The 22,111-nt window shown below is 55.8% G+C and carries 16 protein-coding genes; 10 read left to right on the top strand and 6 right to left on the bottom strand.

Annotated features, from left to right (window positions below; genetic code table 11):
• Window positions 1–3 precede the first annotated feature (3 nt).
• The 6 genes from BN1188_RS14550 to BN1188_RS14575 all read left to right on the top strand — a co-directional run bounded on the left by BN1188_RS14550 (window position 4) and on the right by BN1188_RS14575 (window position 11,940).
• Complete coding sequence (locus BN1188_RS14550) at window positions 4–4,254, top strand: glycosyltransferase (RefSeq protein WP_052469287.1); 4,251 nt, start codon at window positions 4–6, stop codon at window positions 4,252–4,254.
• A gap of 18 nt (window positions 4,255–4,272) precedes the next feature.
• Entirely contained in the window at window positions 4,273–6,732 is a 2,460-nt protein-coding gene (locus BN1188_RS14555) for a rhamnan synthesis F family protein (RefSeq protein WP_084596231.1), read from the top strand.
• A gap of 1 nt (window position 6,733) precedes the next feature.
• Window positions 6,734–7,666, top strand: a complete 933-nt coding sequence (locus BN1188_RS14560) for an NAD-dependent epimerase/dehydratase family protein (RefSeq protein WP_040262161.1) — start codon at window positions 6,734–6,736, stop codon at window positions 7,664–7,666.
• Entirely contained in the window at window positions 7,639–8,655 is a 1,017-nt protein-coding gene (locus tag BN1188_RS14565; RefSeq protein WP_232430929.1) for a glycosyltransferase family 2 protein, read from the top strand. The genes BN1188_RS14560 and BN1188_RS14565 overlap by 28 nt, the downstream gene beginning before the upstream one ends.
• Window positions 8,656–8,657: 2 nt before the next feature.
• Window positions 8,658–9,887, top strand: a complete 1,230-nt coding sequence (locus tag BN1188_RS14570) for a glycosyltransferase family 4 protein (protein ID WP_040262162.1) — start codon at window positions 8,658–8,660, stop codon at window positions 9,885–9,887.
• A 148-nt stretch (window positions 9,888–10,035) separates the two neighbouring features.
• Window positions 10,036–11,940, top strand: coding sequence for a hypothetical protein (locus BN1188_RS14575; protein WP_040262163.1), 1,905 nt, complete (start codon window positions 10,036–10,038; stop codon window positions 11,938–11,940).
• A gap of 103 nt (window positions 11,941–12,043) precedes the next feature.
• On the opposite strand, the gene BN1188_RS14580 is transcribed toward BN1188_RS14575, so the two are convergent.
• The 3 genes from BN1188_RS14580 to BN1188_RS14590 all read right to left on the bottom strand — a co-directional run bounded on the left by BN1188_RS14580 (window position 12,044) and on the right by BN1188_RS14590 (window position 15,151).
• Window positions 12,044–13,411 carry an FAD/NAD(P)-binding protein gene (locus BN1188_RS14580; RefSeq protein ID WP_040262164.1) on the bottom strand — a complete coding sequence of 456 codons (1,368 nt, stop codon included), beginning with the start codon at window positions 13,409–13,411 and terminating at the stop codon, window positions 12,044–12,046.
• Between the two features lie 6 nt (window positions 13,412–13,417).
• A complete protein-coding gene (gene cysC, locus BN1188_RS14585; RefSeq protein WP_040262165.1) occupies window positions 13,418–13,996 on the bottom strand; it encodes an adenylyl-sulfate kinase in 579 nt (192 codons plus the stop codon).
• 240 nt (window positions 13,997–14,236) lie between these two features.
• The gene (locus tag BN1188_RS14590; protein WP_040264000.1) at window positions 14,237–15,151 is read right to left on the bottom strand and encodes a glycosyltransferase family 2 protein; all 915 of its coding nucleotides are present in this window, start codon (window positions 15,149–15,151) and stop codon (window positions 14,237–14,239) included.
• 273 nt (window positions 15,152–15,424) lie between these two features.
• On the opposite strand from BN1188_RS14590, the gene BN1188_RS14595 reads away from it, so the two are divergent.
• A complete protein-coding gene (locus BN1188_RS14595; protein WP_040262166.1) occupies window positions 15,425–17,422 on the top strand; it encodes a polysaccharide biosynthesis protein in 1,998 nt (665 codons plus the stop codon).
• 39 nt (window positions 17,423–17,461) lie between these two features.
• On the opposite strand, the gene BN1188_RS14600 is transcribed toward BN1188_RS14595, so the two are convergent.
• Window positions 17,462–17,725, bottom strand: a complete 264-nt coding sequence (locus tag BN1188_RS14600; protein ID WP_040262167.1) for a hypothetical protein — start codon at window positions 17,723–17,725, stop codon at window positions 17,462–17,464.
• 176 nt (window positions 17,726–17,901) lie between these two features.
• Here BN1188_RS14600 and BN1188_RS14605 point away from each other — a divergent pair, with 176 nt between their 5' ends.
• The 3 genes from BN1188_RS14605 (at window position 17,902) to fabF (ending at window position 20,855) form a co-directional block, all read left to right on the top strand.
• On the top strand, window positions 17,902–18,996 hold the full coding sequence (locus BN1188_RS14605; RefSeq protein ID WP_040262168.1) for a lactonase family protein: 1,095 nt from the start codon (window positions 17,902–17,904) through the stop codon (window positions 18,994–18,996).
• Between the two features lie 161 nt (window positions 18,997–19,157).
• Window positions 19,158–19,412: a ComEA family DNA-binding protein gene (locus tag BN1188_RS14610; RefSeq protein ID WP_232430963.1), complete on the top strand. Its 255-nt coding sequence runs from the start codon at window positions 19,158–19,160 to the stop codon at window positions 19,410–19,412.
• A 174-nt stretch (window positions 19,413–19,586) separates the two neighbouring features.
• Window positions 19,587–20,855, top strand: a complete 1,269-nt coding sequence (fabF, locus tag BN1188_RS14615; protein WP_040262170.1) for a beta-ketoacyl-ACP synthase II — start codon at window positions 19,587–19,589, stop codon at window positions 20,853–20,855.
• Window positions 20,856–21,214: 359 nt separating this feature from the next.
• Here fabF and BN1188_RS14620 read toward each other — a convergent pair whose 3' ends face one another.
• Together BN1188_RS14620 and BN1188_RS14625 are read right to left on the bottom strand one after the other, a co-directional pair.
• Complete coding sequence (locus BN1188_RS14620) at window positions 21,215–21,799, bottom strand: TetR/AcrR family transcriptional regulator (RefSeq protein ID WP_040262171.1); 585 nt, start codon at window positions 21,797–21,799, stop codon at window positions 21,215–21,217.
• 78 nt (window positions 21,800–21,877) lie between these two features.
• The gene (locus tag BN1188_RS14625; protein WP_084596232.1) at window positions 21,878–22,045 is read right to left on the bottom strand and encodes a DUF2897 family protein; all 168 of its coding nucleotides are present in this window, start codon (window positions 22,043–22,045) and stop codon (window positions 21,878–21,880) included.
• Between the last annotated feature and the right edge of the window lie 66 nt (window positions 22,046–22,111).

A 22,111-nucleotide genomic window follows, 5' to 3' on the forward strand; every position in this document is an offset into this window, starting at 1 on the left:
CTTATGACTACGAAGAAAATAATCATCGTGCTGGGTATGCACCGCAGCGGCACCAGCGCGCTCACGAGGGGGCTCAGGACGCTGGGGGTCGCGCTTGGTGAGAACCTGCACCCGGCCGGTATTGATAATCCCACCGGCTTCTGGGAAGACAGTGACGTCATTGCCATCAATGACCGGTTATTGCGCCATCTAGGCTCGGCCTACGACCGTGTCGGCCTGATAGACGCTGCGTTCGATTCCGATCCAGTCATCGATTCCCTTGGTGAAGAAGCCAGATCTTTGCTTCTCGACAAGCTTGGACGATTTGAGCTTTGGGGCATGAAAGATCCCCGACTACCTCGCCTGCTTCCCTTCTGGCAACGCGCGATCAATGAAATCGGCGCTGAAGCCGCTTACGTTATTGCGCTGCGTAATCCGCTTAGCGTAGCCGACTCGCTTGCGCACCGGAATGGATTCCCCCCCACGAAGTCCTACCTGCTGTGGCTTGAGCACATGCTTCAGGCCGCTCTGTATACGAAGGGGGAAAAGCGACTGGTCGTGGCGTATGACCTGTTGCTGAGTAACGCCCGGCATGAGCTGAACCGAGTGGCGAATGCGCTGGGTTTGCCCCTTCCGGACGATAGGGAAGTCGCGCTGTACATGGATGAATTCCTTGATCCAGGGTTGCGCCACGACTCGCGCACCGATGCCGAGCTTTACAGCGGCAAAATAGAGCCCTATGCGTTGGCAGACACTTATGGCTTGCTTAGCGAGTGCGCGCATGACCGGTTGGCCATCAACAGCAGCGCATTCGAGCAACGTCTTGCACCCAAGCTCAGCATGATGCGGCGATCTGCTCCAATCAGCGAATTGATAGCTGTTGCGGAAAAAGAACGCGGCGAGGCTGCTGAGACCATTCAGAAGCTGAACGTAGCCCTTCACGGGTTAGGCGAGCAACTGAAAACTTCTCAAAAGGCGCTACACGAATCGAGCCTGGAAAATATCGCCTTGCAGGCGAAGGTGACAGCCTTGAGTGATCATCAGTCGCCGCCGGGAGAGAGTGAACAGTCGGTAAATACCGGGCTGCTTGCTGAAATAAAAGGTCTTGAAGCTCTGGTAGCGTCGCTTCGCTTCGAGGCTGACAAATCCGAGCAAAGTTATCAGGTACTGCTGCTTGAGAAAGAAGCAGACATTGCTTCCCTGCGTAAGGCACTCTCCATACAGGGAGTGTCCAAATCCGAGAATGCCAATAGATCGCAGCTCGAAAAGCTCAGGGCCGATGTGCAGGAATTGCGGATGGAGCTCACAGAGCTGGGCGCCCGTCACCAGGCGCTTCGTGTAAAGCTTGCCGCTGCTACAGCCGCGGAGGAGCTGGCCAGGCAGCAATCGGCACAGCTGGGATCTGCCTTGGGCGAGGCCAATGAAAGACTTCGAGTGTCTCAAGAGGAAGAGCGGAACCTTGTCGCCCGGACAGGGGAAATGGCTCAATTGCAGGCTGGCATGTTGTCTGCCCATGAACAGCGGAGCGCAAGGCTACAGGAGCAGGTGAAGATTCTCAGCCAGGCCTGGGGCGCGCTGTTCAGTTCAAGGGCGTGGCGGCTGTTCCGCAAGTTGTCAGGACACAAGGACCTTCCTCCCCTTGAGCTGCCGGGCGGCCGGACATTCGACGCAGCGTTCTATCTGGCCCGATATCCAGATGTCAAAGCAGCAGGCTTTGAGCCGAAGGCTCATTATCTGAGCCATGGTCTCGCTGAAGGCAGGGAAGCGCATCCTCAGCCTGAAACGGCGCCAGCCCTGGTGATGCTTGATTCGGCTGACTTGTCGGCGTCGGATACCCAAGTAAGCCTCCTGTCGGCTTGCGAGTCCATCGCGCAACCTGTAATGGAGCACGTTAGGCCTACAGCTGTTTCGGCAGAGAACGACGAGCCCTTCGATGCCCAGTTCTATCTAGCTATCTATCCTGATATCGCCAAGGCTGGTATCAACCCCGAGCAGCATTATCGCAACCATGGCCGATTCGAGGGGCGCCTGGGTGCGGTCCCGAAGATTCCGCTGAGTCAGGGCATAAGCCCACCATCGCCCGGCAAGTCGCGCATTCTGCTGATCAGCCATGAGGCGTCACGAACCGGCGCGCCTATTCTAAGCCTTAATATCGTTCAGCAGCTGACCACCCACTATGACGTGGTGGCAATGATTTTCGGCGGTGGGCCTCTGGAGCAAGCATTCATTGATGCGGGCGCGGTGGTCGCGGGACCGGTGGCGCTCAAGCATCGTCCAATCGACGCTCACTGGGTGCTTAATCAGTTTCTTGATCAGTACGATTTCGAGTTTGCGATCGTCAACAGTCTGGAATCCTATGTAGCCCTCAAGCCCCTGGCTGATCGTTATATTCCCACGGTGAGCCTCATTCACGAATTCGCGGTATATACACGCCCTAAGACAGCTATCCAGAACGCTTTGCTGTGGGCAAGCGAAACCGTATTTTCCGCTGACGTTACCTTGGATAGCGCTACCTGCGTGCTTCCGGAGCTCCGGGCGTGTGGCCTTCCAGTGTTGGCCCAGGGCAAGAGCGTAGTACCGGGGGAGGCTGAAGATAACGAACGTCTCGAAGCGGAGAAACGAGCGATCGAACAGCTCATGCGTCCGAATGGACTCGACGATGGCACAGTAGTCATACTCGGCGCGGGTTGGGTGCAAATCCGTAAGGGCGTCGATTTGTTCATTGAGTGTGCCACCCGCGTACTCAAGTCTCCCTTGGGGGCTAAGTGTCGTTTCGTATGGATCGGGAATAACTATGATCCCGAACATGACACCCTTTACTCAGTGTATCTGCACGATCAGATACAACGGGCAGGTATCGAGGATCGGTTCACGGTTATCAAAGAAACGGCGGCTATCGAACATGTGTATCGCTTGAGCGATATGCTTCTGCTGACGTCGCGCCTCGATCCGTTGCCCAATGTTGCAATCGATGCAATGGTGCAGGGTCTTCCGGTGCTGTGCTTCGATCGAACGACGGGTGTCGCCGATATTCTCAAGCGTAACGACCTCGAAGCGGATTGTGTGGCCCCATACCTTGATACAGGATATATGGCAGGCCTGCTATGTCGTCTTGCTGCCTCAGAAACGGAGCGCGCCCGAGTAGGTCGGCATGCTCAGGCAGTGGCTGCCCGCGAATTCAACATGCAAACCTATGTGCAGCAACTGATCGGTTTCGCCAAGGACAATGGCATTTCTGCTGAGCGAGAAGCAGCTGCGGCGCATTACCTGCATCAGGCCAGCGTTCTTGATCTCGATTACTACACGCCGGCAGCCATGACTTTCCATGAACCCCATGAAGCAATCAGGCGCTATGTACGCTCGTGGGCCCGAGGGGTATTGCGGCGCAAGGCATTCCCTGGGTTTGAACCAGCTCTCTATAAAGAGTTGAACCAGGATCAGGTCGGGCATGAAGACCCGCTAGTGCACTATCTGAAGGCCGGGCGACCTCATGGCTCGTGGCGTACGCGCCAGGTTGAATGGAAAGCTGAAATTGATGCGGCACATTCCCCGACCGCTTTGTTGTTCGTCACCGTGGACGGCTATGAGACACTCCAGTTACTGACTACCGCCTTGGAAACGCAGGCTGCCGCACCAGAACTGGTAGTGCTGGTAGGCAACGAGCTGATCGCCTTGAACATACGCCGCCAGTTGGCGGAGGAGTTGCGGGCCCCCCTGCGCATAATCGTATGCACAGAGCAACCACTTGCGGCTATGTATGATTACATCCGCGCCTCCGAGACCTTGGATTATGCCGTCGTCGGCCATCTCGACCTGGCTGGCGCGCCTGTCGATATCGATTTCAGCAGTATGGACGCCTACCGTACCTTCCTGATCGAGAATCTGATTGGAGGCCACCAGAAGACCTGGCAAAACTTGGTAAATGTGCTGGCGGAACCTACGGGTAGCTCAGACATCGGTCTTATCTACCCGGACGACCCGAATGTGCATGTCTATCCGGAGGATATGCCGCTGCTGACTAAATTGTGCGACAGGTTGGGCTATGCCAGCCCAGGCGCCCAGAATACACCCTTCCCGTTGAACGGCGCCTTCCTGTGCGCACCTTCGCTATTACGCACGCTGCTATCCCAAGAAGAAGTGTGGGCCTCAGTGTTCAAGCACGCTCGCTTGAGCAGCGTGCAGCAGGAGCGCCTCCTTGCGCGTTTGCTCGTGCATGCGGCAGAGAGCGCTGGCAAGGCAGCGGCGACGACAGTTGTCGCCGGCATCACCTATTAAAGCGAGTCAAGCGACCCCATGACCTCACCCCGGCAATATGTTTCAAGCAATACAGGCGCTCGGCTCAAGCAACTTGCGGCTAGATTGTTGAAGAACCTGTACGCCCGCGCGTACGTTTCGCTTAACCAGGACAAGATCCGGTTCGACCCCGACTTCTATCTGGCTCAATACCCCGATATCGCTGCATCACGAGTAGATCCTTATCGACATTACGTGTTTCATGGTCGCCGGGAAGGCCGGGTAGGCCAATCCCCGACGGTCGAGAATGGAGATCGGATCGCGGCATTGAACCCTTCACGGGAGACCGTGATGGTGGTCAGTCACGAGGCGTCGCGCACCGGCGCGCCTGTCCTGAGCCTGAATCTGGTCATGCGCCTCAAGGCCAGGTACAACGTTATTGCGGTGTTGCTTGGCCCAGGAGAACTCAGCGAGGCATTCGCCCAGCCGGGCGTAGCCGTGGTCAACGCTTATGGGCTACGCGCCAGCGCTGACCACGCGCGTCTATTCATGGACAAAGTCTGCGCATTGAAGCCTATCAAGCTCGCCTACATCAATAGTGTCGAATCAAGAGTAGTGCTACCGGGGCTGGCTTCCAACTTTGTCCCGACGGTCAGCCTGATTCATGAATTTCCAGCCTACATTCGACCGAAGACCGCCTTTCTGGAGGTATTGTATTGGTCCACAGAGGTCGTGTTTTCTTCGACGGTAATTCATCAAAGTGCGGTAAAGGAGCTACCTGTACTCGCTGATCGTCCTGTACATATCCTCCCCCAAGGACGATGCGATCTATCCTTCGTACCAGAGGACGAGCCCACGGACTCGACAGAAGCCGAACGCCTCGAGGCACGCTTCAAGGCACTCAAGCAAGAAGGCAAACAGATCGTTCTAGGCGCCGGCCTCGTCCAGCTTCGCAAGGGCGTGGAACTGTTCATCGACTGCGCGCTGCGGGTATACGAACGTGGAGGAATGGATGACCTGCATTTCGTTTGGGTAGGGAAGGGTTATGATCCTGAGCGTGATATCCAGTACTCGGCCTACTTGTACGACCAAATACTGAGAGCCGGGCTCGAAGACCATGTCACCTTCATACCGGAGACCTCAGCGATCGAGGTAGCTTATGAACAATCGGCAATGGTCCTGATCACTTCCAGGCTCGACCCTTTGCCAAATGTAGCAATCGACGCAATGTGCTTCGGGGTGCCGGTGCTGTGCTTCGAGCGCACCACCGGCTTGACCGATTTTCTGGAGCGTTGCGGCGTACAACACGCATGTGTCGCTCGGTATCTTCATGTCCCGGAGCTTGCGGACAAAGTCATTGGACTTGCCAGGGACGATCACGCGCGGCTAGCACTTGGCGCCACACTCAGAGCGAGCGCCTTGGATGTATTTTCCATGGATAACTATATTCAGGGGCTGGAGGACATCGGTAATGCGGCAGCTGTACGTACACGGCAGGAAAAGGCTGATTTCGACCTGATTACCGCCGCCAAGGTATATCGGCAGGATTACATTGCTCGCCACTTGGTATGCAAAACCGACTTCGATACCTTGCGCACCTATGTACGGGCCTGGGCCAGCGGCGTGGAAAAACGAAAGCTCTTCCCCGGCTTTCATCCCGGCATGTATGCACAACAGTGCGCCGATTATCGACCGGGCCAGGATCCACTGGCCAGCTACCTGCAGAATGGGCGCCCGGCTGGGGTATGGGCGTGGGACGTCATAACGCCCGATACGCCTGCGGCCGTTATACCGGCGGGCCTTCGGATAGCTCTGCATGTGCACGTTTACTATGTTGACCTATTCGAAGACATCCTCGAGGGGCTTGAAGGCAATACCCTACAGCCGGACCTGTTCCTCAGCGTGCCTGACGAAGCCATCAAGCAAGCTGCGACCATCGCATGCCAGCGCTATAAAGGTACTGTAAAGGCAATCGAAGTCGTGCCTAATGTGGGGCGCGACATAGGTCCGTTCCTAAGTGGCTTCGAACAGCGCCATTTGCTGGACTATGAAATAGTCGGTCATCTCCATACCAAGAAGACCAAAGACTACAAAGACCCTATGGTCGGCCGGATATGGTACGAGTTCCTGCTTGCCAACCTGCTCGGTAAGTCCGCGCCCATGGCTGATATCATCGTATCCAGGCTAATTGAGAACAAGCAGCTCGGCATGGTCTTTCCGGATGACCCCAACCTGGTAGGGTGGGACTCCAACATGGCATTCGCCCGACCGTTCATGGCAAAGCTCGGTCTCGATCACTTGCCGAACGACATTGTCTTTCCCGTGGGAACCATGTTCTGGGCGCGCGCTGAATGCATGCGGCCTCTGTTGGAGCTGGGCCTTTGCTGGGATGACTACCCTACCGAGCCTTTGCCGTTCGACGGTACCATGCTGCATGCCCTGGAGCGTCTGATGCCGATGGTTGCTGTCGCCAAGGGCTACACTATTTCTTCCACCAACGTGCAGAACATTACGAGATAAAATGAATATTCTGATTTTTGGCGGAGGCGGCTTCATTGGTTCGGCAATCGCCGACAGGCTGCTCAAGGATGGCCATGCGCTTCGCATCTTCGAGCGCCCTCGTGTGCAACCGTATCGCGACTTCCTCGCAACCGAATCGGTGGACTGGGTTGCTGGCGACTTGACCAGCAACCATGATGTCACCGCGGCGCTCGACGGAATGGACGTGGTTCTACATCTCGTGTCAACGACATTACCCAAGACATCGAATGATGACCCTATCTACGACGTCCAGAGCAATCTGGTAGGCACGTTGCATATGTTGAACGCAATGGTCGAGAGAAAAATCTCTCGCGTGATGTTCATTTCTTCAGGCGGGACAGTTTACGGCAAGCCCGTTTCCACGCCTATAATGGAATCTCATCCCACGGAGCCCTTGGTGTCCTATGGGATCACGAAGCTAGCTATTGAGAAGTTTCTGCTAATGTATCAGCAGCTTCATGGTATCCGCGCAACCATCATGCGTGTTGCCAACCCATACGGTGAGCGCCAGCGGGTCGAAACTGCGCAGGGCGCTGTCGGAGTGTTCCTAAGCAAGGCCTTGCAGCATCAGCCGATTCAAATATGGGGTGATGGTAGCGTCACCCGTGACTATATCTATGTATCTGACGTAGCGGATGCTTTCGCCGCCGCCATTGAATACAACGGAGCTCACAGCGTATTCAATATCAGTTCCGGCATCGGCGTTGATATCAATGAGTTGGTAGGGCATATTGAAAACGCAACAGGTGAATCCATACGAAAGGAATACCTGCCTGGACGGCCTTACGATGTCCCGGTGAGTGTGTTGGATAATAGCCTGGCAAGTCGCGAGCTTGGCTGGACGCCTAGGGTGGGCCTTGAAGAAGGGTTGAAATTGACGACCGCATGGATGCGGGGATCGCTGGCAAAATGATTTCCGCGTCGCCCAGGCGTCCGAAGGTGTCGGTGGTGATACCGACCAAGAATGGCGGGAGCCTTTTTCGGAAAGTTCTGACTTCGGTCCTCGCTCAGGAAACGAACTGGCCTTATGAGGTCATTGTCGTTGACTCGGGCTCCAAGGATGAAACCGTACCGATCATTGAAAGTTTTCCGGAAGTCAAGCTGATCCGGATTTCAGCTGAGGAGTTTCAACACGGGCGGACGAGAAACCTTGCTATTGCACATGCGAAGGGGGAGTACATCGCTGTGATTACGCAGGATGCGCTGCCCTATGACGATCTATGGCTGGCAGGGTTGGTCGATGCAATCGAGCAAACCCCCGAGATTGCTGGGGTGTTTGGCAGACATATAGCGCATACGGACGCTTCGGTATTTACCAGGCAGGAAATCGACCATCATTTCTTGAATTTCGAATCTGAACCGGTTGTTTGGTTGCAGGACTGTACCAGATACGAAAGGGACCCTGGTTACCGCCAGAAACTCTATTTCTTCTCTAATAACAATGCTTTGATCCGGCGTTCTATCTGGGAACAATACCCTTACCCGGAAATCGATTTTTCGGAAGACCAGGCATGGGCAAGGTCTATAATCGAGGCGGGATTCAAAAAGGCCTACGCTCAAGGTTCGGTAGTCTACCACTCCCATAATTACGGCCTTTTCGAGCGTTTCCAGCGTAGCTTCGATGAAAGTCGAGCGCTGGAAGCTTTGTTCAGGTACAACGATGCCAAAGGCGTGACTGTCCTGTTGCGACGGTGGTTGGGATTGACGCTGCGAGATATCCGAACCCTGCGTATCGCTCGAGCGAAGGGAAAAGGCATTCGGATGCTTGATGTACTGAAGATGCCGATAGATAACCTCATGCGAGTCGCGGGAGGATGGCTTGGCAGTCGTACGGATCTACACACACCCTGCCTGGTAGCGCTTTGCTCCAGAGATCAGAAGCTGAAACGCGTTAAGGCTTGATATTGAATATTCATTTATTCCGTTCGCAATTGAAGAAGGCACTCGACCATATCCGACGCGAGGGGCTGGGATCATTGCTAAAGATTGTATCCAGACGTTTGAGAAGTTCGCGTGCACTGCTGACGAAGCCGGATGTAGTGCATGCCTATCGTTTTCTTGAATGGACCCCAAGTGTGCAGCAGCCCGATCACGCCATGACTCGGCGCGAGCGTTCCGTAAACTGGTACATTCCTCCGATAGGAAAGGGGTCAGGCGGGCATCTGAACATCTTTCGCTTCCTAAGGTACCTGGGTGATCAGGGCTTCTCCAACCGGGTGATCATTGTAGACGATGAAAGCCATCTATCGATCAGACAAGTTCAAAAACAGATTCGTGACTGGTTCGATTTGCCTGGTGCGGAAGTATTCTACATTAACGATATTGTGCCTAGCGCGGCGGTTAGCATAGCCACGTCGTGGCAGACTGCATATGCTGTTCACAATCTCCGTGCACAAACGCATAAATGTTATTTCGTCCAGGATTATGAGCCATGGTTCTTCCCGGCCGGTACCGAGTATGCACTTGCCGAGCAGACCTATCGGTTTGGTTTCCACGGTTTTACAGCAGGCGATTGGTTAGCACGTCGTTTGGCTGATGAATTTTCTATGGTTACCACCCCCTTAGGCTTTTCCTATGATCGAGATCTTTACGGGCCGGTGGACCCACCGCTCAGAAATGAGAAGCCGCGAATATTCTTCTATGTACGTCCGCCTACTGCCAGGCGCGCGTTTGATCTCGGGGTATTGGTGTTCGCTGAACTTGGCAGGCGCTTGTCCGGATTCACGGTTGTCATGGCCGGATGGGATGTAAGCCACTACGCGTTTCCTTTCACGTGCGAACACGCCGGGCTAATGAATCAGGAGAGGCTGCGTGCCCTTTATCAATCCTGTGACGCTGCCCTGGTTCTATCGTTCACCAATGTCTCGCTTCTACCGCTGGAAATCATGGCGTGCGGCGTGCCTGTGGTCAGCAATCGTGCGGAGTTCACAGAGTGGCTGCTCAACGACGACGTGGCAATGCTCGCCGAGCCCACTGTCGATGGCTTGGCCAATGCCCTAGAGGAGGTCCTGGGCGGAGCTGAGACAGCGCTGCGCCTGAGACAAAACGGCTTGGCACTCGTTGCCTCGACTAGCTGGGAGGCGGAAGGCAAGAAATTTTCGGGTCAGGTAGCTGCGCTTGTTGAAGGAGGATAGTTGTCGGCGGTATTAGGCCGCCAGTGGCTGCATGACATTCGGATGTATAGAATGCTGGCCTGGTTACACACTTATGAAGTGTGCTGTGCCAGCTACGTAGTTCTATGGTCGGCTTCTTTTTTTGATTGAGACATTTAGCGGAGTTCCAATGCTGGAAGCAAGCACGCCCGCAGGCATCACGACGTTGTTCAAAGGTCTGCCTCGCTCTCATATGGCGGCAGTATGTTTTTCACTTTTTAGTCTGCTCCTTTTTCTCGTCAAGATGCACGGCGCCTGGTATGGCGCTATCGCTGATGATGGCGCGTTTTTCCTAAAGTACGCGCAGAATATGGCCAACGGCTATTTCTGGATCTGGAATCCAGGGGAGGCGCCAGTATGGGGGGCTTCAGCGCCGTTGTATCCACTTTATATCGCGGCCATAATAAAGCTAGGATTCACGCCTCTAGACGCTATCGTATCTGGAGGGAGCGCCCTGGGCGCGCTGGCACTGAGCGCTACCAGTGGCTTGCTGGTAAGACGTTTCGGATACATCGCTGGCATTTTATTCGTAGCATTCGCCGTTTGTGACAGCCATTTCATCTGGTTTCTGAGCACTGCGGGGCTTGAGTCACCGTTGACGATTGCCTTTTTGACGGCTGGCCTGTTCGCGCTGTCGGCGAACAATAACGCCTGGTATGTCGGCATTGCGGCCGGGCTTTTGGCGATTGATAAGATCGACCAGATTCCCGTTGCGTTCTGGTTGCTGTGCGCCTTCAGCTTCAAGGCGGGTAGGATTCAATACCGGGCAGTGGGAATAGCGGCGGCAATCTCCGTTGTATGGTATGGCTTCGCATGGTGCTGGTTTGGTCTTCCTATTCCCAATTCGTTCATAACCAAAAGCCTTTTCCAGAACCAGCCTGCAATCATCGACTGGCGTTGGTTTGGCAGGTTCGTACTTTATGAAAACTATCACATAGTCTTGTCCGGTCTGGCGCTGGTTTCGATCCTGCTCAAGCGGCGAGTGGCCGCTCCGGTGCATATCTACTTGCTTGGATTGATAATTACTCACCTTGTAGCCTATACCCTGAAGCATCCGCTGGAACCCTATAACTGGTATGCAATGCCGTCGATATATGGGTTGCTGGTGGTTGCTGCGGTGGGCGCGCAGGCGCTATGGGAGAAGTGTAGAACCCATGGCTATACTGCGGCGTTACTTTTCTTGGTGGCGTCTCTTTATCTCATTTTTCATGTCAAGGAGCATGGTGAATTCCTGTCAGCTGCGATAAAACAATATCTTTATCTCGAAAAAGATCGAATGCAAGCCGGCAAATGGGTTGACGAACATACGCCAAAGGATTTTCGAGTATATACCTACTTCGGGGGGCCGGCTTTTTATTCTCAACGTTACGTCTACGATGCCTCTTTCCTGAATCGCCCTTATGAAAAAGAAAACATGGTGGCGAAATATCGACCCGAGATTATCGTTGCTCGAACGAACCGTGAATCAGATGACTATACCTTGGTCAAGGTGTTTGCGAGCGCCCGTCAGGAGGGAATAGATTTCGCCTTTGGCGTTCACGTTCGGAATGACGTTCTGAATAAAGTGACTGACAAGGACGAAAGATTGAAGGCCTGCAGTGGCGATGACAGCTGCGGCGCGCTCGATACGCCGTTGATCAAGCAAGCGCTCGCGCCTCAGCTGGGTGATAACTTTGGAGTGATCCGCGCTGCGGGGAAAGGGGGGGCAATCTTTGTCCACCCTGGAGAAAAGACGCCGAGTAGCTTCGAGCTTTCGCCTACCGCCCTTACGAAATCACACATGCCCACAGCTACGCTGGTGGTGTCCATTTCGGACAATGTGCCTTCGGATGCTGTAGCCCGAGGGGCGGCAAGCGTTGGCATTGAGGTCACCAGAGGTGGTACTCGCTACCATGAGCGCGAAGTGGTGACGCTTGGGCGTCCAATCTCGATAGTACTAGATACGTCGCCAGGGCCAAACTATAAGGTAGTCGTTGATAACAACGGAAATCCTGACACTGACTGGACGATCATCCGCCAGCTTCCTGCAGACTGACCTCATTATACCGGGCGGGCAGTCGCCCGCCCGGTTTGGCTGGCTATTGGCATGGCAATAGCCTAAAAGGATGCAAGCACTTTGAGTATTATCTTCAGCTGGTCTAAGTACCAATTGTCTGATGTACGAGTCTTCTAGCCAAGCGGTGAGCATGGCGTCGCAGCTCAGGTACGGCAGTCGCCTCCCAGTGCATTGCCTTTAGCATTGGCCCGATATAGCTAAGCCACGTGCTAGTCGTGCCGTCTGATTCGATAACAGCCCCATCGCCCTGGACGTGTAAACCAAGGCCGAGCTCGTCGGGAGTGATAAAGCCTCGGGCCAGCAGATGTTGTACCAGCCGAGAGTCTATTTCCCACAGGCGCATGGATGGCCCGGTATAGTTCACTATCAGGTCACATTCGAGAACACAGGCACGCTCTTGGCCACGCGGGGATACTTTCACTTCGAGTCGGCTCTCTCGCTCGGTGACCTCCGTGAGGCGGCCGGCTAGATAAGACAGCTTGCCGCTTAAAAACGCGCCTTGCAGTTTTAGCTGCATGTCCGGCGGTACGCGATGGCGATGTGTATCCCATAACGGTTTAACGTGCCGAAGAAATCGACGTCGCTCTACAAGAGGGATGCGCTCCCATAATTCACATGTTATAGGGCGCAGCGCAGCGAAGGCTTCCCGCCAATGATCGGGCCTGGATGCCAAGTGGTGCCTCAGAGTGCGGACGTAAGCTCTAGCGGACGGCTGCGCCTTGAGCATTTCATCAACCATTTGTTGGAACGACACGGTCATCCGTGCACCGACAATGTGTTCCCGAGGCACTCGACCCCGCCGGGAAAGCATGATCACTCGCGCATTTGGTGCACTGCCCAGGATACTAAGTGCCAAATCGGCTGCGGTTAAGCCTGAACCTATCAATAGGACGGTCGCATCGCCTGATGGCCGCAAGGCAAAACGGCCGTTCCAGGGGTCGGCTACATATCGTTCGGATCTTCTCATCTGTGCAAGCGAAGATATTGAGGCGGGCGGGAAATTACCGAGCGCCAGCACTACGTGGTCGGCAAATAAGGGCGGTTGACCCTCTATGATGATCTTTGCTCCGGACGAGTGAGGATTAACCGCCACGGCTTCACCGGCAATGAATGTGTAGCGCCCCTGCGACGAGGCTACAGCCACCTCCAACTGATACCTCAGGTATTCCCCATAACACTGCCTGGATGCGTAGGTGCTTGCGTGGATGTCCCAGCCGCGTGTTCTTCCATAGTCGACGAAGGAGTTGGGCGCTTCATCGAATGCCGACATACCGCCGGCGGGCACATTGAGTAGATGATGTTCATCACAGAGTCCATAGGCGAGTCCACCCGGCGGCCCTAGAGCGCGATCGATGATCAACAAGCGATCATCTGGCCCTGCCTCATTCAGATACCTGATCGCGGTGACGATACCGCTGAATCCGCCCCCGACGATGGCCACGGTGCTCATTGAAACTTACCGTTCGAGGTGGTTGAGGATTTGAGTTACGCATTCATCCACACTTCGGTCAAGAGTTTCTACCCGCACCTGCGGGGAATTCGGCGTTTCATACGGGGAATCGATACCAGTGAAATGCTTGATATGCCCTTCACGGGCTTTCTTGTATAAGCCCTTGGGGTCGCGACGCTCGCATTCTTCCAGCGGAGTGCTTATATATACTTCTACGAAACGATCAGCACCAATCACCCTCTTGGCCAGCGCTCGATCCCGGTGAAAGGGTGAAATGAACGCTGTGATGACTATTAGCCCCGCTTCAACGAACAGCTTGGCAACTTCGGAAACCCTGCGAATGTTTTCCTGCCTGTCGTCGTCCGAGAACCCAAGATCGGAGCATAATCCCAAGCGTACGCTGTCTCCATCCAGCAGGTAGGTGTGCCTGCCCTGCGCCACTAGTCTCTGTTCAAGGGCGCTTGCCACTGTTGATTTTCCGGAACCGCTCAGTCCGGTAAGCCAGACAACCATGGGCTGTTGGTGCTTTTGTTGCGCCCGTGTCTGCGCAGTGACCGTAAAAGCGTGTTTTGTAAGATTCTGCATTAGGTCAATCCAGTGGAAGGTAACCGCTCAGAGCCAGTAGTGTACCGCCGTTCCCTGAAACGAAGGGAGGGAAGCCGGTGGGCTTTGACACAAAATATTTTCAGATTAGCTCGGCGGACGACGTCGAGCCCTGACTTGAATCAGACCGATATGACGATCAAGTTAGGTTTTTGTTCCTTGCGCTACAGCCGTAGGTAAGCCTATCGGCAGCATTCCGCAGCCTGGCTTGTCTCGGGCCGCCTAGATGCGACCTATGATATTGCCCAGGAGCAGGCTGAGGTTTCCAAGGCTGGTTTGACGATAGACGCCTGACTGTCGGAGATGGTGAATTCGCCCAAATATGGAAGCGCTACGGGCGCGTTGAAAAAGATTGAAGCAGCTTTTGTTGGAGGAAGGCATTTTTTCATAGAAAGGCGCAAGGGCTTCGATGTTCGCATCGTTCCATTGCGCAAAGCGGCCATCCCACAGGAAGCGTAGCCTATGTATACGGCTTCGAAGTGTGGTATTCCCTCCTATCAGATTGGCTGCGTGCTGTCGATAGTCCAATGTTGGAACAGGGTCATATATGACTTGGCCCGCGGCCGCGCTCACCACCAGATACGCCAGCCAATCATGGGCGACGATCCGGACGTCACTGTCAACCTGAAGTAAAAGCTCACGCGCTACTTTGTTGATAAGCATCGTATTGGCGCCGGCCACGCTCTGTACCAGCGCATTGCGGAAACAGGCGGGGCGCTTGAACAATGGAGAATGCCCCATGCACCGGCCTTGCTCGTCGATCAGGCGAGTGCGACTACAATAAAGGGCTGGCTCGCCACGGAAGCTTTCAATTGCCTTTACGCTGCGCTCCAGCTTGTCGTCGTACCAGATATCATCCTGGTCGCAAAAGGCGTAATAGTCGGCTGCAAGGCCATGGTGTTGGAGCAATGAAAAGAAGTTTCTCGCGAACCCGCGCCGCGGACCCTCAAGGATGGACATGCGGTCACCAAGCTGTCGCTGGCAGCTTCTAAGGATCTGCAGCGTTGAATCGGTCGAACCGTCGTCGGATACGTACAGCCGCCAGTGCTGGTAACGTTGGCTGACTATGGATTCAAGCTGCTCCTGTAGAAAGGCCTCGCCATTATACGTACAAAGAAGAACTGCTACCTCGTTCACCACCGGCTGTGCCCCGGTGTGACTTCACTTGCTACGGTAAGGGAGGGCTTGTGCATGAAATCTCCTGAATTGCGCCTACGTTCCGAATTTGCCGGATTGACCACGAGGATAACGTTCCCAGCCAAACGTTTTTGACATACGCTTCAACCCTGGCGCCGTCGTTGCCGACGATACCAGAATACGAATTCACCAGCGAATTGAGAGGCTGATGGCTAAAAGATATCAATTGTTGAGCCGCCGCGATTCGTGGCATACCATACGGAAGGGGCTTGAGTGAACGCTTTGCGTCTGTACATGCTCGCCCTGCCGAGGAGGCAAAAGCGCCTACTTCAGGTGGTAGTCGACATCTTGCTGGTCTGGTTGGCGCTTTGGTTGGCGTTCGTGGTACGGCTAGGCATCGAGGACTTGATCAGCCCCCTGGGCGACTATATGTGGTTGTTCATTGCGGCCCCGGTTATCTCCATTCCACTATTCATCCGGCTCGGCATGTACCGGGCGGTTCTTCGCTACTTTGGAAACGACGCACTGCTGACCATCGCCAAAGCGGTGACTCTGGCCGCCTTGATACTGGCGTTGGCAATATTCTGGTACAGCAATCACAAGGCCATGGTTCCCCGGTCGGTCATCTTCAACTATTGGTGGCTTAGTCTGGTAATCCTGGGTGGATTACGCTTGGCGATGCGACAGTTTTTCCTTGGTGACTGGTTCGCCGGCCAGCATTTGACTTCTGCTTCAAGTCGCGATGAAGGTCTTACTCGAGTCGCTGTTTATGGCGCGGGTGTCGCGGGTAATCAGTTGGTAGCGGGCCTACGCATGGGAAGGCTAATGCGTCCCGTGGCTTTCATAGACGACGATCCCTCTCTCTCTCGGCGTGTCATCGCCGGCCTGCAAGTATATAAGCCTCGACATATCGAGAGGATGATCGAAGAAACTGGCGCTACCGAAATTTTGCTTGCGCTTCCTTCGTCGAGTAGGGCTCGGCGGCGCGAAATACTCGAGTTCCTGGAAAGTTTTCCGCTTCATGTTAGAAGCGTTCCGAATCTTTCGGATCTTGCCAGTGGCAGGGTAAAGGTGGAGGATATTCAGGAAATCGATATCGCCGACCTTCTTGGCCGCGACGCGGTTCCGCCAATGGATGATCTTCTGGAAAAATGCATAGAAGCGCAGGTAGTGATGGTGACCGGCGCAGGGGGGTCCATAGGCGCAGAGTTATGCCGACAGATCATCTGTCTGAAGCCCTCTCGGCTAATCATATTCGATCATGGCGAATACAATCTTTATTGTATAAACGAAGAGTTGCAAAAACTACTGCGTCGACACTCTTTTAACGTCGAGATTCTACCTATACTTGGTACTGTCAAGGATGAGGTCAAGCTCGAGCAGACAATGCGCACCTGGAAAGTGGAAACGGTTTATCACGCTGCGGCCTACAAGCATGTGCCTATAGTGGAGCATAATATAGCTGAAGGCGTGCTAAATAATGTATTTGGAACTCTTTACTCCGCGCAAGCCGCGCTTCGTGCTGGCGTTCCAAACTTTGTCCTCATTTCCACTGATAAAGCGGTTCGACCTACCAATGTAATGGGAAGTACGAAGCGGATGGCCGAACTCATTCTTCAGGCCTTGAGTGCCGAAGTAGCGCCAAGACTTTTCGATCAGTCGTCAAATGTAGCTCATGTAAATAAAACGCGGTTCAGCATGGTGCGGTTCGGAAACGTATTGGGCTCGTCTGGCTCGGTGATTCCTCTTTTCCATAAGCAGATTAGGGCGGGCGGCCCGCTGACCGTCACGCATCCCAAGATAACTCGTTACTTCATGACCATTCCTGAGGCAGCCCAGTTGGTAATTCAGGCGGGCTCGCTGGGGAAGGGCGGTGAGGTCTTTGTACTGGACATGGGTGAGCCAGTCTTGATCGCTGAGCTTGCTGAAAAAATGATCAAGCTGTCGGGCCTCAGCGTTCGTTCCGAACGTAATCCTTATGGGGATATCGCCATCGAATATACCGGGCTTCGGCCTGGAGAAAAATTATACGAGGAGCTGCTGATAGGGGACAATGTTTCCCCAACTAGGCACCCTATGATCATGTGTGCCAATGAGGAGGCGTTTGAATGGGCTGAGTTCAAGCTCCTGCTTGAAAAGCTTCAGGCTGCCCTGAGGGCTGAGGATCTCAGTCAGGTCAGGGTGTTGCTCCGGTATGCCGTTGCAGGTTATGAGCCTCAGCAGGAAATTGTTGACTGGTTCCACGTCCAGCATCGGCTCGACGCTGACTAGGCAAACGGCCAAGGCCCGAAGTCATAGATAAGCATCTGCCTAGTGAACGGCGGTGGCTTCCACCGGCGCATACGCAAACTTGCTCAAAGGCTTCACCCAATACCGCTTGTAATCCGCCTCGCCCGGCGGTACCGGCTTCTCATTGAACCACCCGGACGGGCGCTTGAGTTCGGCGCGATAGGCATCCCATTCAAGCTTCAACGCCGCCTCCCTGGCGGTGGCTTCGTTCTCGAACCAGCCCAGCACGTAGGCTTCGCCGAATTCCCGGCCATGTTCGATCAGCAGGTAGATGTCATTGTTCATGGGTAATTCTCCGTGTATCAGCGCGTCTGCCTAGGCCATATCTCGATATCAGTCAGCTCTCTCCTTCACTTTAGACAGGTCGCGCGGCAGAGGTGCAATCAAAGCGTGACCAGCTGTTGCGTGGTTGGGCGTGTGCTCGCCAGGCTTGAGTCCCTGGGGCTGTGGTCATAGGATGACTGCCTAATTCCGATGCCTGCCGAGGGACCGCCGTGAGCTTTGTCTACATTTCCAGCCCGAATGATGGGCTCGTTTCTCATTACCACCTGGACGACGACACCGGTGCGCTTACGCTGGTGGAGCAGGTGAAGGCGGGCGAGAAGGTCAATGCCCTTGCCCTGACGCCCGATGGAAGCACGCTCTATGGCGCGCTGCGCGGTCAGCCTTCCGAGGTGGTCAGCTTCAGCGTGGATGCCGGGAGCGGCAAGCTGCTACGCCGTGCTCGGGCGCCTTTGGGAGCCGGCATGTCCTACCTGGCCACGGATCGCCAGGGACGTTTCCTGTTCGGCGCCTCCTATGGCGAAGACGTGGTCACGCTGCAGTCCATCGATGACGAAATGCAGGTGCAGGAAAATATCCGCAAATACGCCAGTGGCATGCATGCCCATTCGGTGCGGCCAGACCCGAGCAACCGCTTCGTTTACGCTTGTGTATTGGGGGTGGACCGGATCCTGCAATTCCGCCTGGATGAAGCCTCTGCCGCGCTGGAGCCCATCGGTGAAGGCTTTGTGTCGGTTGCGGAAAATGTTGGCCCGCGTCATTTGGCGTTTTCCGAAGATGGGCGCCTTGTGTTCGTGGTAGGTGAAATGAGCGGCACCGTGCTGTCTTTCAGCATCGACCCGCAAACCGGTGCCTTGACACCGGTTCACGAGCAAAGCGGCATTACCCCCGGGATGAACCTGGAACAGGGCCTAGTGCGTGATAGCCGTAATAACAACCTGAGCGACGACCCTACGCCGCGTATATGGTGCGCTGATATTCGTCTGGTTCCTGGAGGCAGGCGGCTGTACATCACTGAGCGCACTACCAGCTCAGTCAGCGTCTTCGATGTATCTGCCGAGGGGCGGCTTGCGTTCGCGGGCAACCACAAACTGGTAGAGAAGCAGCCTCGGAACATCGCCATTTCGCCGGACGGTCGCTGGTTGCTGGCTTGTGGCGAACTAAGCCCTGTCGTCGGCAGCTATCGGATCGAGGCGAGTGGTGAATTGACCCGGGTGAGCGAGGCGCCGTCGGGCGATGGGGCGCTCTGGATCGAAGTGCTGCCGCAGCGCTGAAAACTCCGTTAACAGCTCCGCCCTGGCATTGCTTCCTTGGGCTCCGCTAAGGTAATCGCACGGTACATGAGGTGCCGTGCTTACCTGTCAAGGAGCATCCCATGCGCAAGACCATCCTCTCTTCTCTGTTCATCACCGCCTTGGCCTTCGTGCCTCTGTCGATGCAGGCCAACGCGACCAGTGCCGCCCCCGCACCCGCTGCGATGGCGGTGAGCGAAGGCAAGGTCAACCTCAACACGGCAGACGCGGCTACTTTGCAGAAGGAGCTCGCCGGCATCGGTATGGCCAAGGCCAAGGCTATCGTCGCTTTCCGAGAGGAAAATGGCGCGTTCACTTCGGTGGATGAGCTGCTGGAAGTGCAAGGCATTGGCAAAGCGTTGGTCGATCGCAATCGGGACCGGCTTGCCGTCAACTAGCCTCGTTATTCGCCTCTGCTCATAACAGTGATCTTCTTTGCATGTCGGTTGACATTCAATAGCTCGGTATCGCAAGCTCTTTGAATTACAGTCGACATGTAAAGGATGGATCTGTGCTATGAACTCATTGGTAACACGTCAGGCGCTGGGTATGACCACGAGGGGAGTACAGGCATGAACCAGCCCCGTATCGTTGTGACTGGCATGGGCGCGGTCTCGCCGCTTGGCGTGGGCGTGGCCACGAACTGGCAGCGACTTCGCTCGGGTAGGTCCGGTATACGCTTGTTGGACCCGGCTACCGTCGATGGCCTTCAGGTTCAGGTAGCCGGCCGAGTGCCGAGCCTGGTTGAGGATGCCGAGGCCGGCCTGGACCCGGATCGGTTCGTACCCGCCAAGGACCAGAAGAAGATGGCCCCTTTCATCCTGTATGCCATGGCAGCGGCACAGGAAGCCTTGGAGCAGGCGGGTTGGCGTCCTGATGATGAGTTCGCCCGCGCCAGAACCGCCACTATCATAGGCTCGGGCGTAGGGGGTTTCGGCACCATCGCCGATGCTGTGAGAACCACCGATCAGCGTGGTCCCAAGCGGCTATCGCCGTTCACCATACCGTCCTTCCTGGTCAATCTTGCCGCCGGGCAGGTGTCCATCCGACATGGTTTCCAAGGGCCCCTGGGTGCCCCTGTAACCGCCTGCGCGGCCGGTGTGCAAGCCATCGGTGATGCGGCACGGTTGATCCGCGCTGGCGAAGCGGATATCGCCCTGTGCGGAGGCACCGAGGCTGCCATCGACCGTGTCAGCCTGGCAGGCTTCGCCGCGGCCCGTGCGCTTTCCTTGAACCCTGTCCCGGATCAGGCCTCACGCCCGTTCGACCGAGACCGCGACGGTTTCGTGATGGGGGAGGGCGCCGGTTTGCTGGTGATCGAACGCCTCGAACATGCGCTGGCGCGCGGGGCGCAGCCATTGGCTGAGCTGGTGGGGTATGGCACGAGCGCCGATGCTTATCACCTCACTGCGGCCCCGGAAGACGGTCATGGGGCTCAACAAGCGATGAGGCTGGCGTTGGCCCAAGCTGGGGTGGAGCCAGGCGAGGTTGGCCATCTCAACGCCCACGCCACCTCGACCCCGGTGGGTGACAGCGCAGAACTGGCAGCGATTCGGGCGGTGTTTGGGCCAGGCGCGGACCTTGCCATTTCGGCAACCAAGTCGGCCACGGGTCACCTGCTCGGTGCCGCGGGCGGGCTGGAGGCTATCTACACGCTGCTTGCGCTTGCCGAGCAATGGGCGCCACCCACCCTCAACTTCCAGCAGGCGGATGACTCGGCGGATGAGTTGAATATCGTCGGGCCGGCAGGGCAACGCCTTGCCACCTGCTACGCCATGTCTAACGGTTTCGGCTTTGGTGGGGTGAACGCCAGCGTCCTGTTCAAGCGTTGGAAGGAGTGAAAGCGGCCGGTCGTTTTTTGATCGGGTCTCTGCAGGCCTTGCGGTCCCTGGCCTGCAGCCGATTCCCCCCAGCTTATGCACAGCGATGTGCAGCTTTATCAGGGATAAGTCTTCGGGTCAGGTGAACTATCACCGCAAGGAGGCTGAAAGCAGTGAATGGCGCAATTGATCATTAATTGATCAATTCATGCAGGCCCGCTTGCGCTGGGCTCTCCAAAGGCTTGTTCAAGGGTTATCCACATGAAGGTCCACCGAGATTGTGAAAAAGCCAAGCCGTAGGTCAATAAATGATCAATGCCCGCAAGCCCTCGCGCGGCGTGGGCTGTAGAGGATGCCCCCCAGGTTTTCCACAGTTCGGCTCACGGCTTTTCGGGATAACCGCCTCCGTGCTCAGACTCCAGCGCCAGGCGACGCTTGGCGTCTTGCAGGATTCGGTTGGACAAAGCCGAGTCCTTGACGCTGCGAGAAAGGATCAATGCCCCAACCATGGCGGACAGCATGGAGACCGCCCTGGCTTCTCGGTTCTCACCACTCAGGTGGCTCGCAATAATGGCGAGGCGGTTGAGCACGGCGGCGTCCACGGATTCGCTGGGTTCGCCTCGCTGGCCTAACTCCGCGGCAATGGTGGTCAAAGGGCAGCCCCGTTCAGGGTGGTCACGGTGGGCTTCGCTCAGGTAGCGTTCGAGCAGCGACTCGATGGGCTTGGGCGTAGCCGTGGCGGCGGCGAACACCTCCTGCATTTCCGCCGTGGCGTCCTGCAACGCGGTTTCGACCAGCGCCTGCTTGGATTCGAAGTGGGCATAGAAGCCGCCATGGGTGAGCCCAAGGGCTTTCATCAAGGGTTGCAGGCCCGTCGCTGCCACGCCGTCGCGACGAAAACGCGCGCTGGCTTCCTTGACGATACGGCGATAAGTCTGAGCCTTATGCTCCTGTGAATAACGCATGGCACCCCCAGGCTGATCAAATGTCGGATGACATTCTATCACCTGGGGAAGGGCATGACCTGCGGGCGTGAGAACGGCTCAGCGGTCCCGTGCTTCCTTCGCGTCCATCTCCGCATTGCGCTGACGGACGCGCTTGAGCTGTTCTTCCGTAAGCGGCAACTTTTGGGCGCTTTGCCGCAGCAACATCAAGCCCCCTACGATGGAGCCAAGGGCAACCAAGAGGATCAACCACGCATACCAGGGCATAACCGTCTCCTTTACCGCTTCGAGTCGCCATCAACGACTATGGTTCAAGTGTAAGGCGTTGGTGGG

Source organism: Pseudomonas massiliensis, from assembly GCF_000826105.1.
Classification (GTDB): domain Bacteria; phylum Pseudomonadota; class Gammaproteobacteria; order Pseudomonadales; family Pseudomonadaceae; genus Aquipseudomonas; species Aquipseudomonas massiliensis.

Coding starts and splice junctions, on each gene's coding strand:
- BN1188_RS14550 (WP_052469287.1), top strand. CDS start 4: ATGACTACGAAGAAAATAATCATCGTGCTGGGTATGCACCGCAGCGGC.
- BN1188_RS14625 (WP_084596232.1), bottom strand. CDS start 22,045: ATGCCCTGGTATGCGTGGTTGATCCTCTTGGTTGCCCTTGGCTCCATC.
- fabF (WP_040262170.1), top strand. CDS start 19,587: ATGAACCAGCCCCGTATCGTTGTGACTGGCATGGGCGCGGTCTCGCCG.
- BN1188_RS14580 (WP_040262164.1), bottom strand. CDS start 13,411: ATGAGCACCGTGGCCATCGTCGGGGGCGGATTCAGCGGTATCGTCACC.
- BN1188_RS14620 (WP_040262171.1), bottom strand. CDS start 21,799: ATGCGTTATTCACAGGAGCATAAGGCTCAGACTTATCGCCGTATCGTC.
- BN1188_RS14560 (WP_040262161.1), top strand. CDS start 6,734: ATGAATATTCTGATTTTTGGCGGAGGCGGCTTCATTGGTTCGGCAATC.
- BN1188_RS14575 (WP_040262163.1), top strand. CDS start 10,036: ATGCTGGAAGCAAGCACGCCCGCAGGCATCACGACGTTGTTCAAAGGT.
- cysC (WP_040262165.1), bottom strand. CDS start 13,996: ATGCAGAATCTTACAAAACACGCTTTTACGGTCACTGCGCAGACACGG.
- BN1188_RS14610 (WP_232430963.1), top strand. CDS start 19,158: ATGCAGGCCAACGCGACCAGTGCCGCCCCCGCACCCGCTGCGATGGCG.
- BN1188_RS14565 (WP_232430929.1), top strand. CDS start 7,639: ATGGATGCGGGGATCGCTGGCAAAATGATTTCCGCGTCGCCCAGGCGT.
- BN1188_RS14555 (WP_084596231.1), top strand. CDS start 4,273: ATGACCTCACCCCGGCAATATGTTTCAAGCAATACAGGCGCTCGGCTC.
- BN1188_RS14600 (WP_040262167.1), bottom strand. CDS start 17,725: ATGAACAATGACATCTACCTGCTGATCGAACATGGCCGGGAATTCGGC.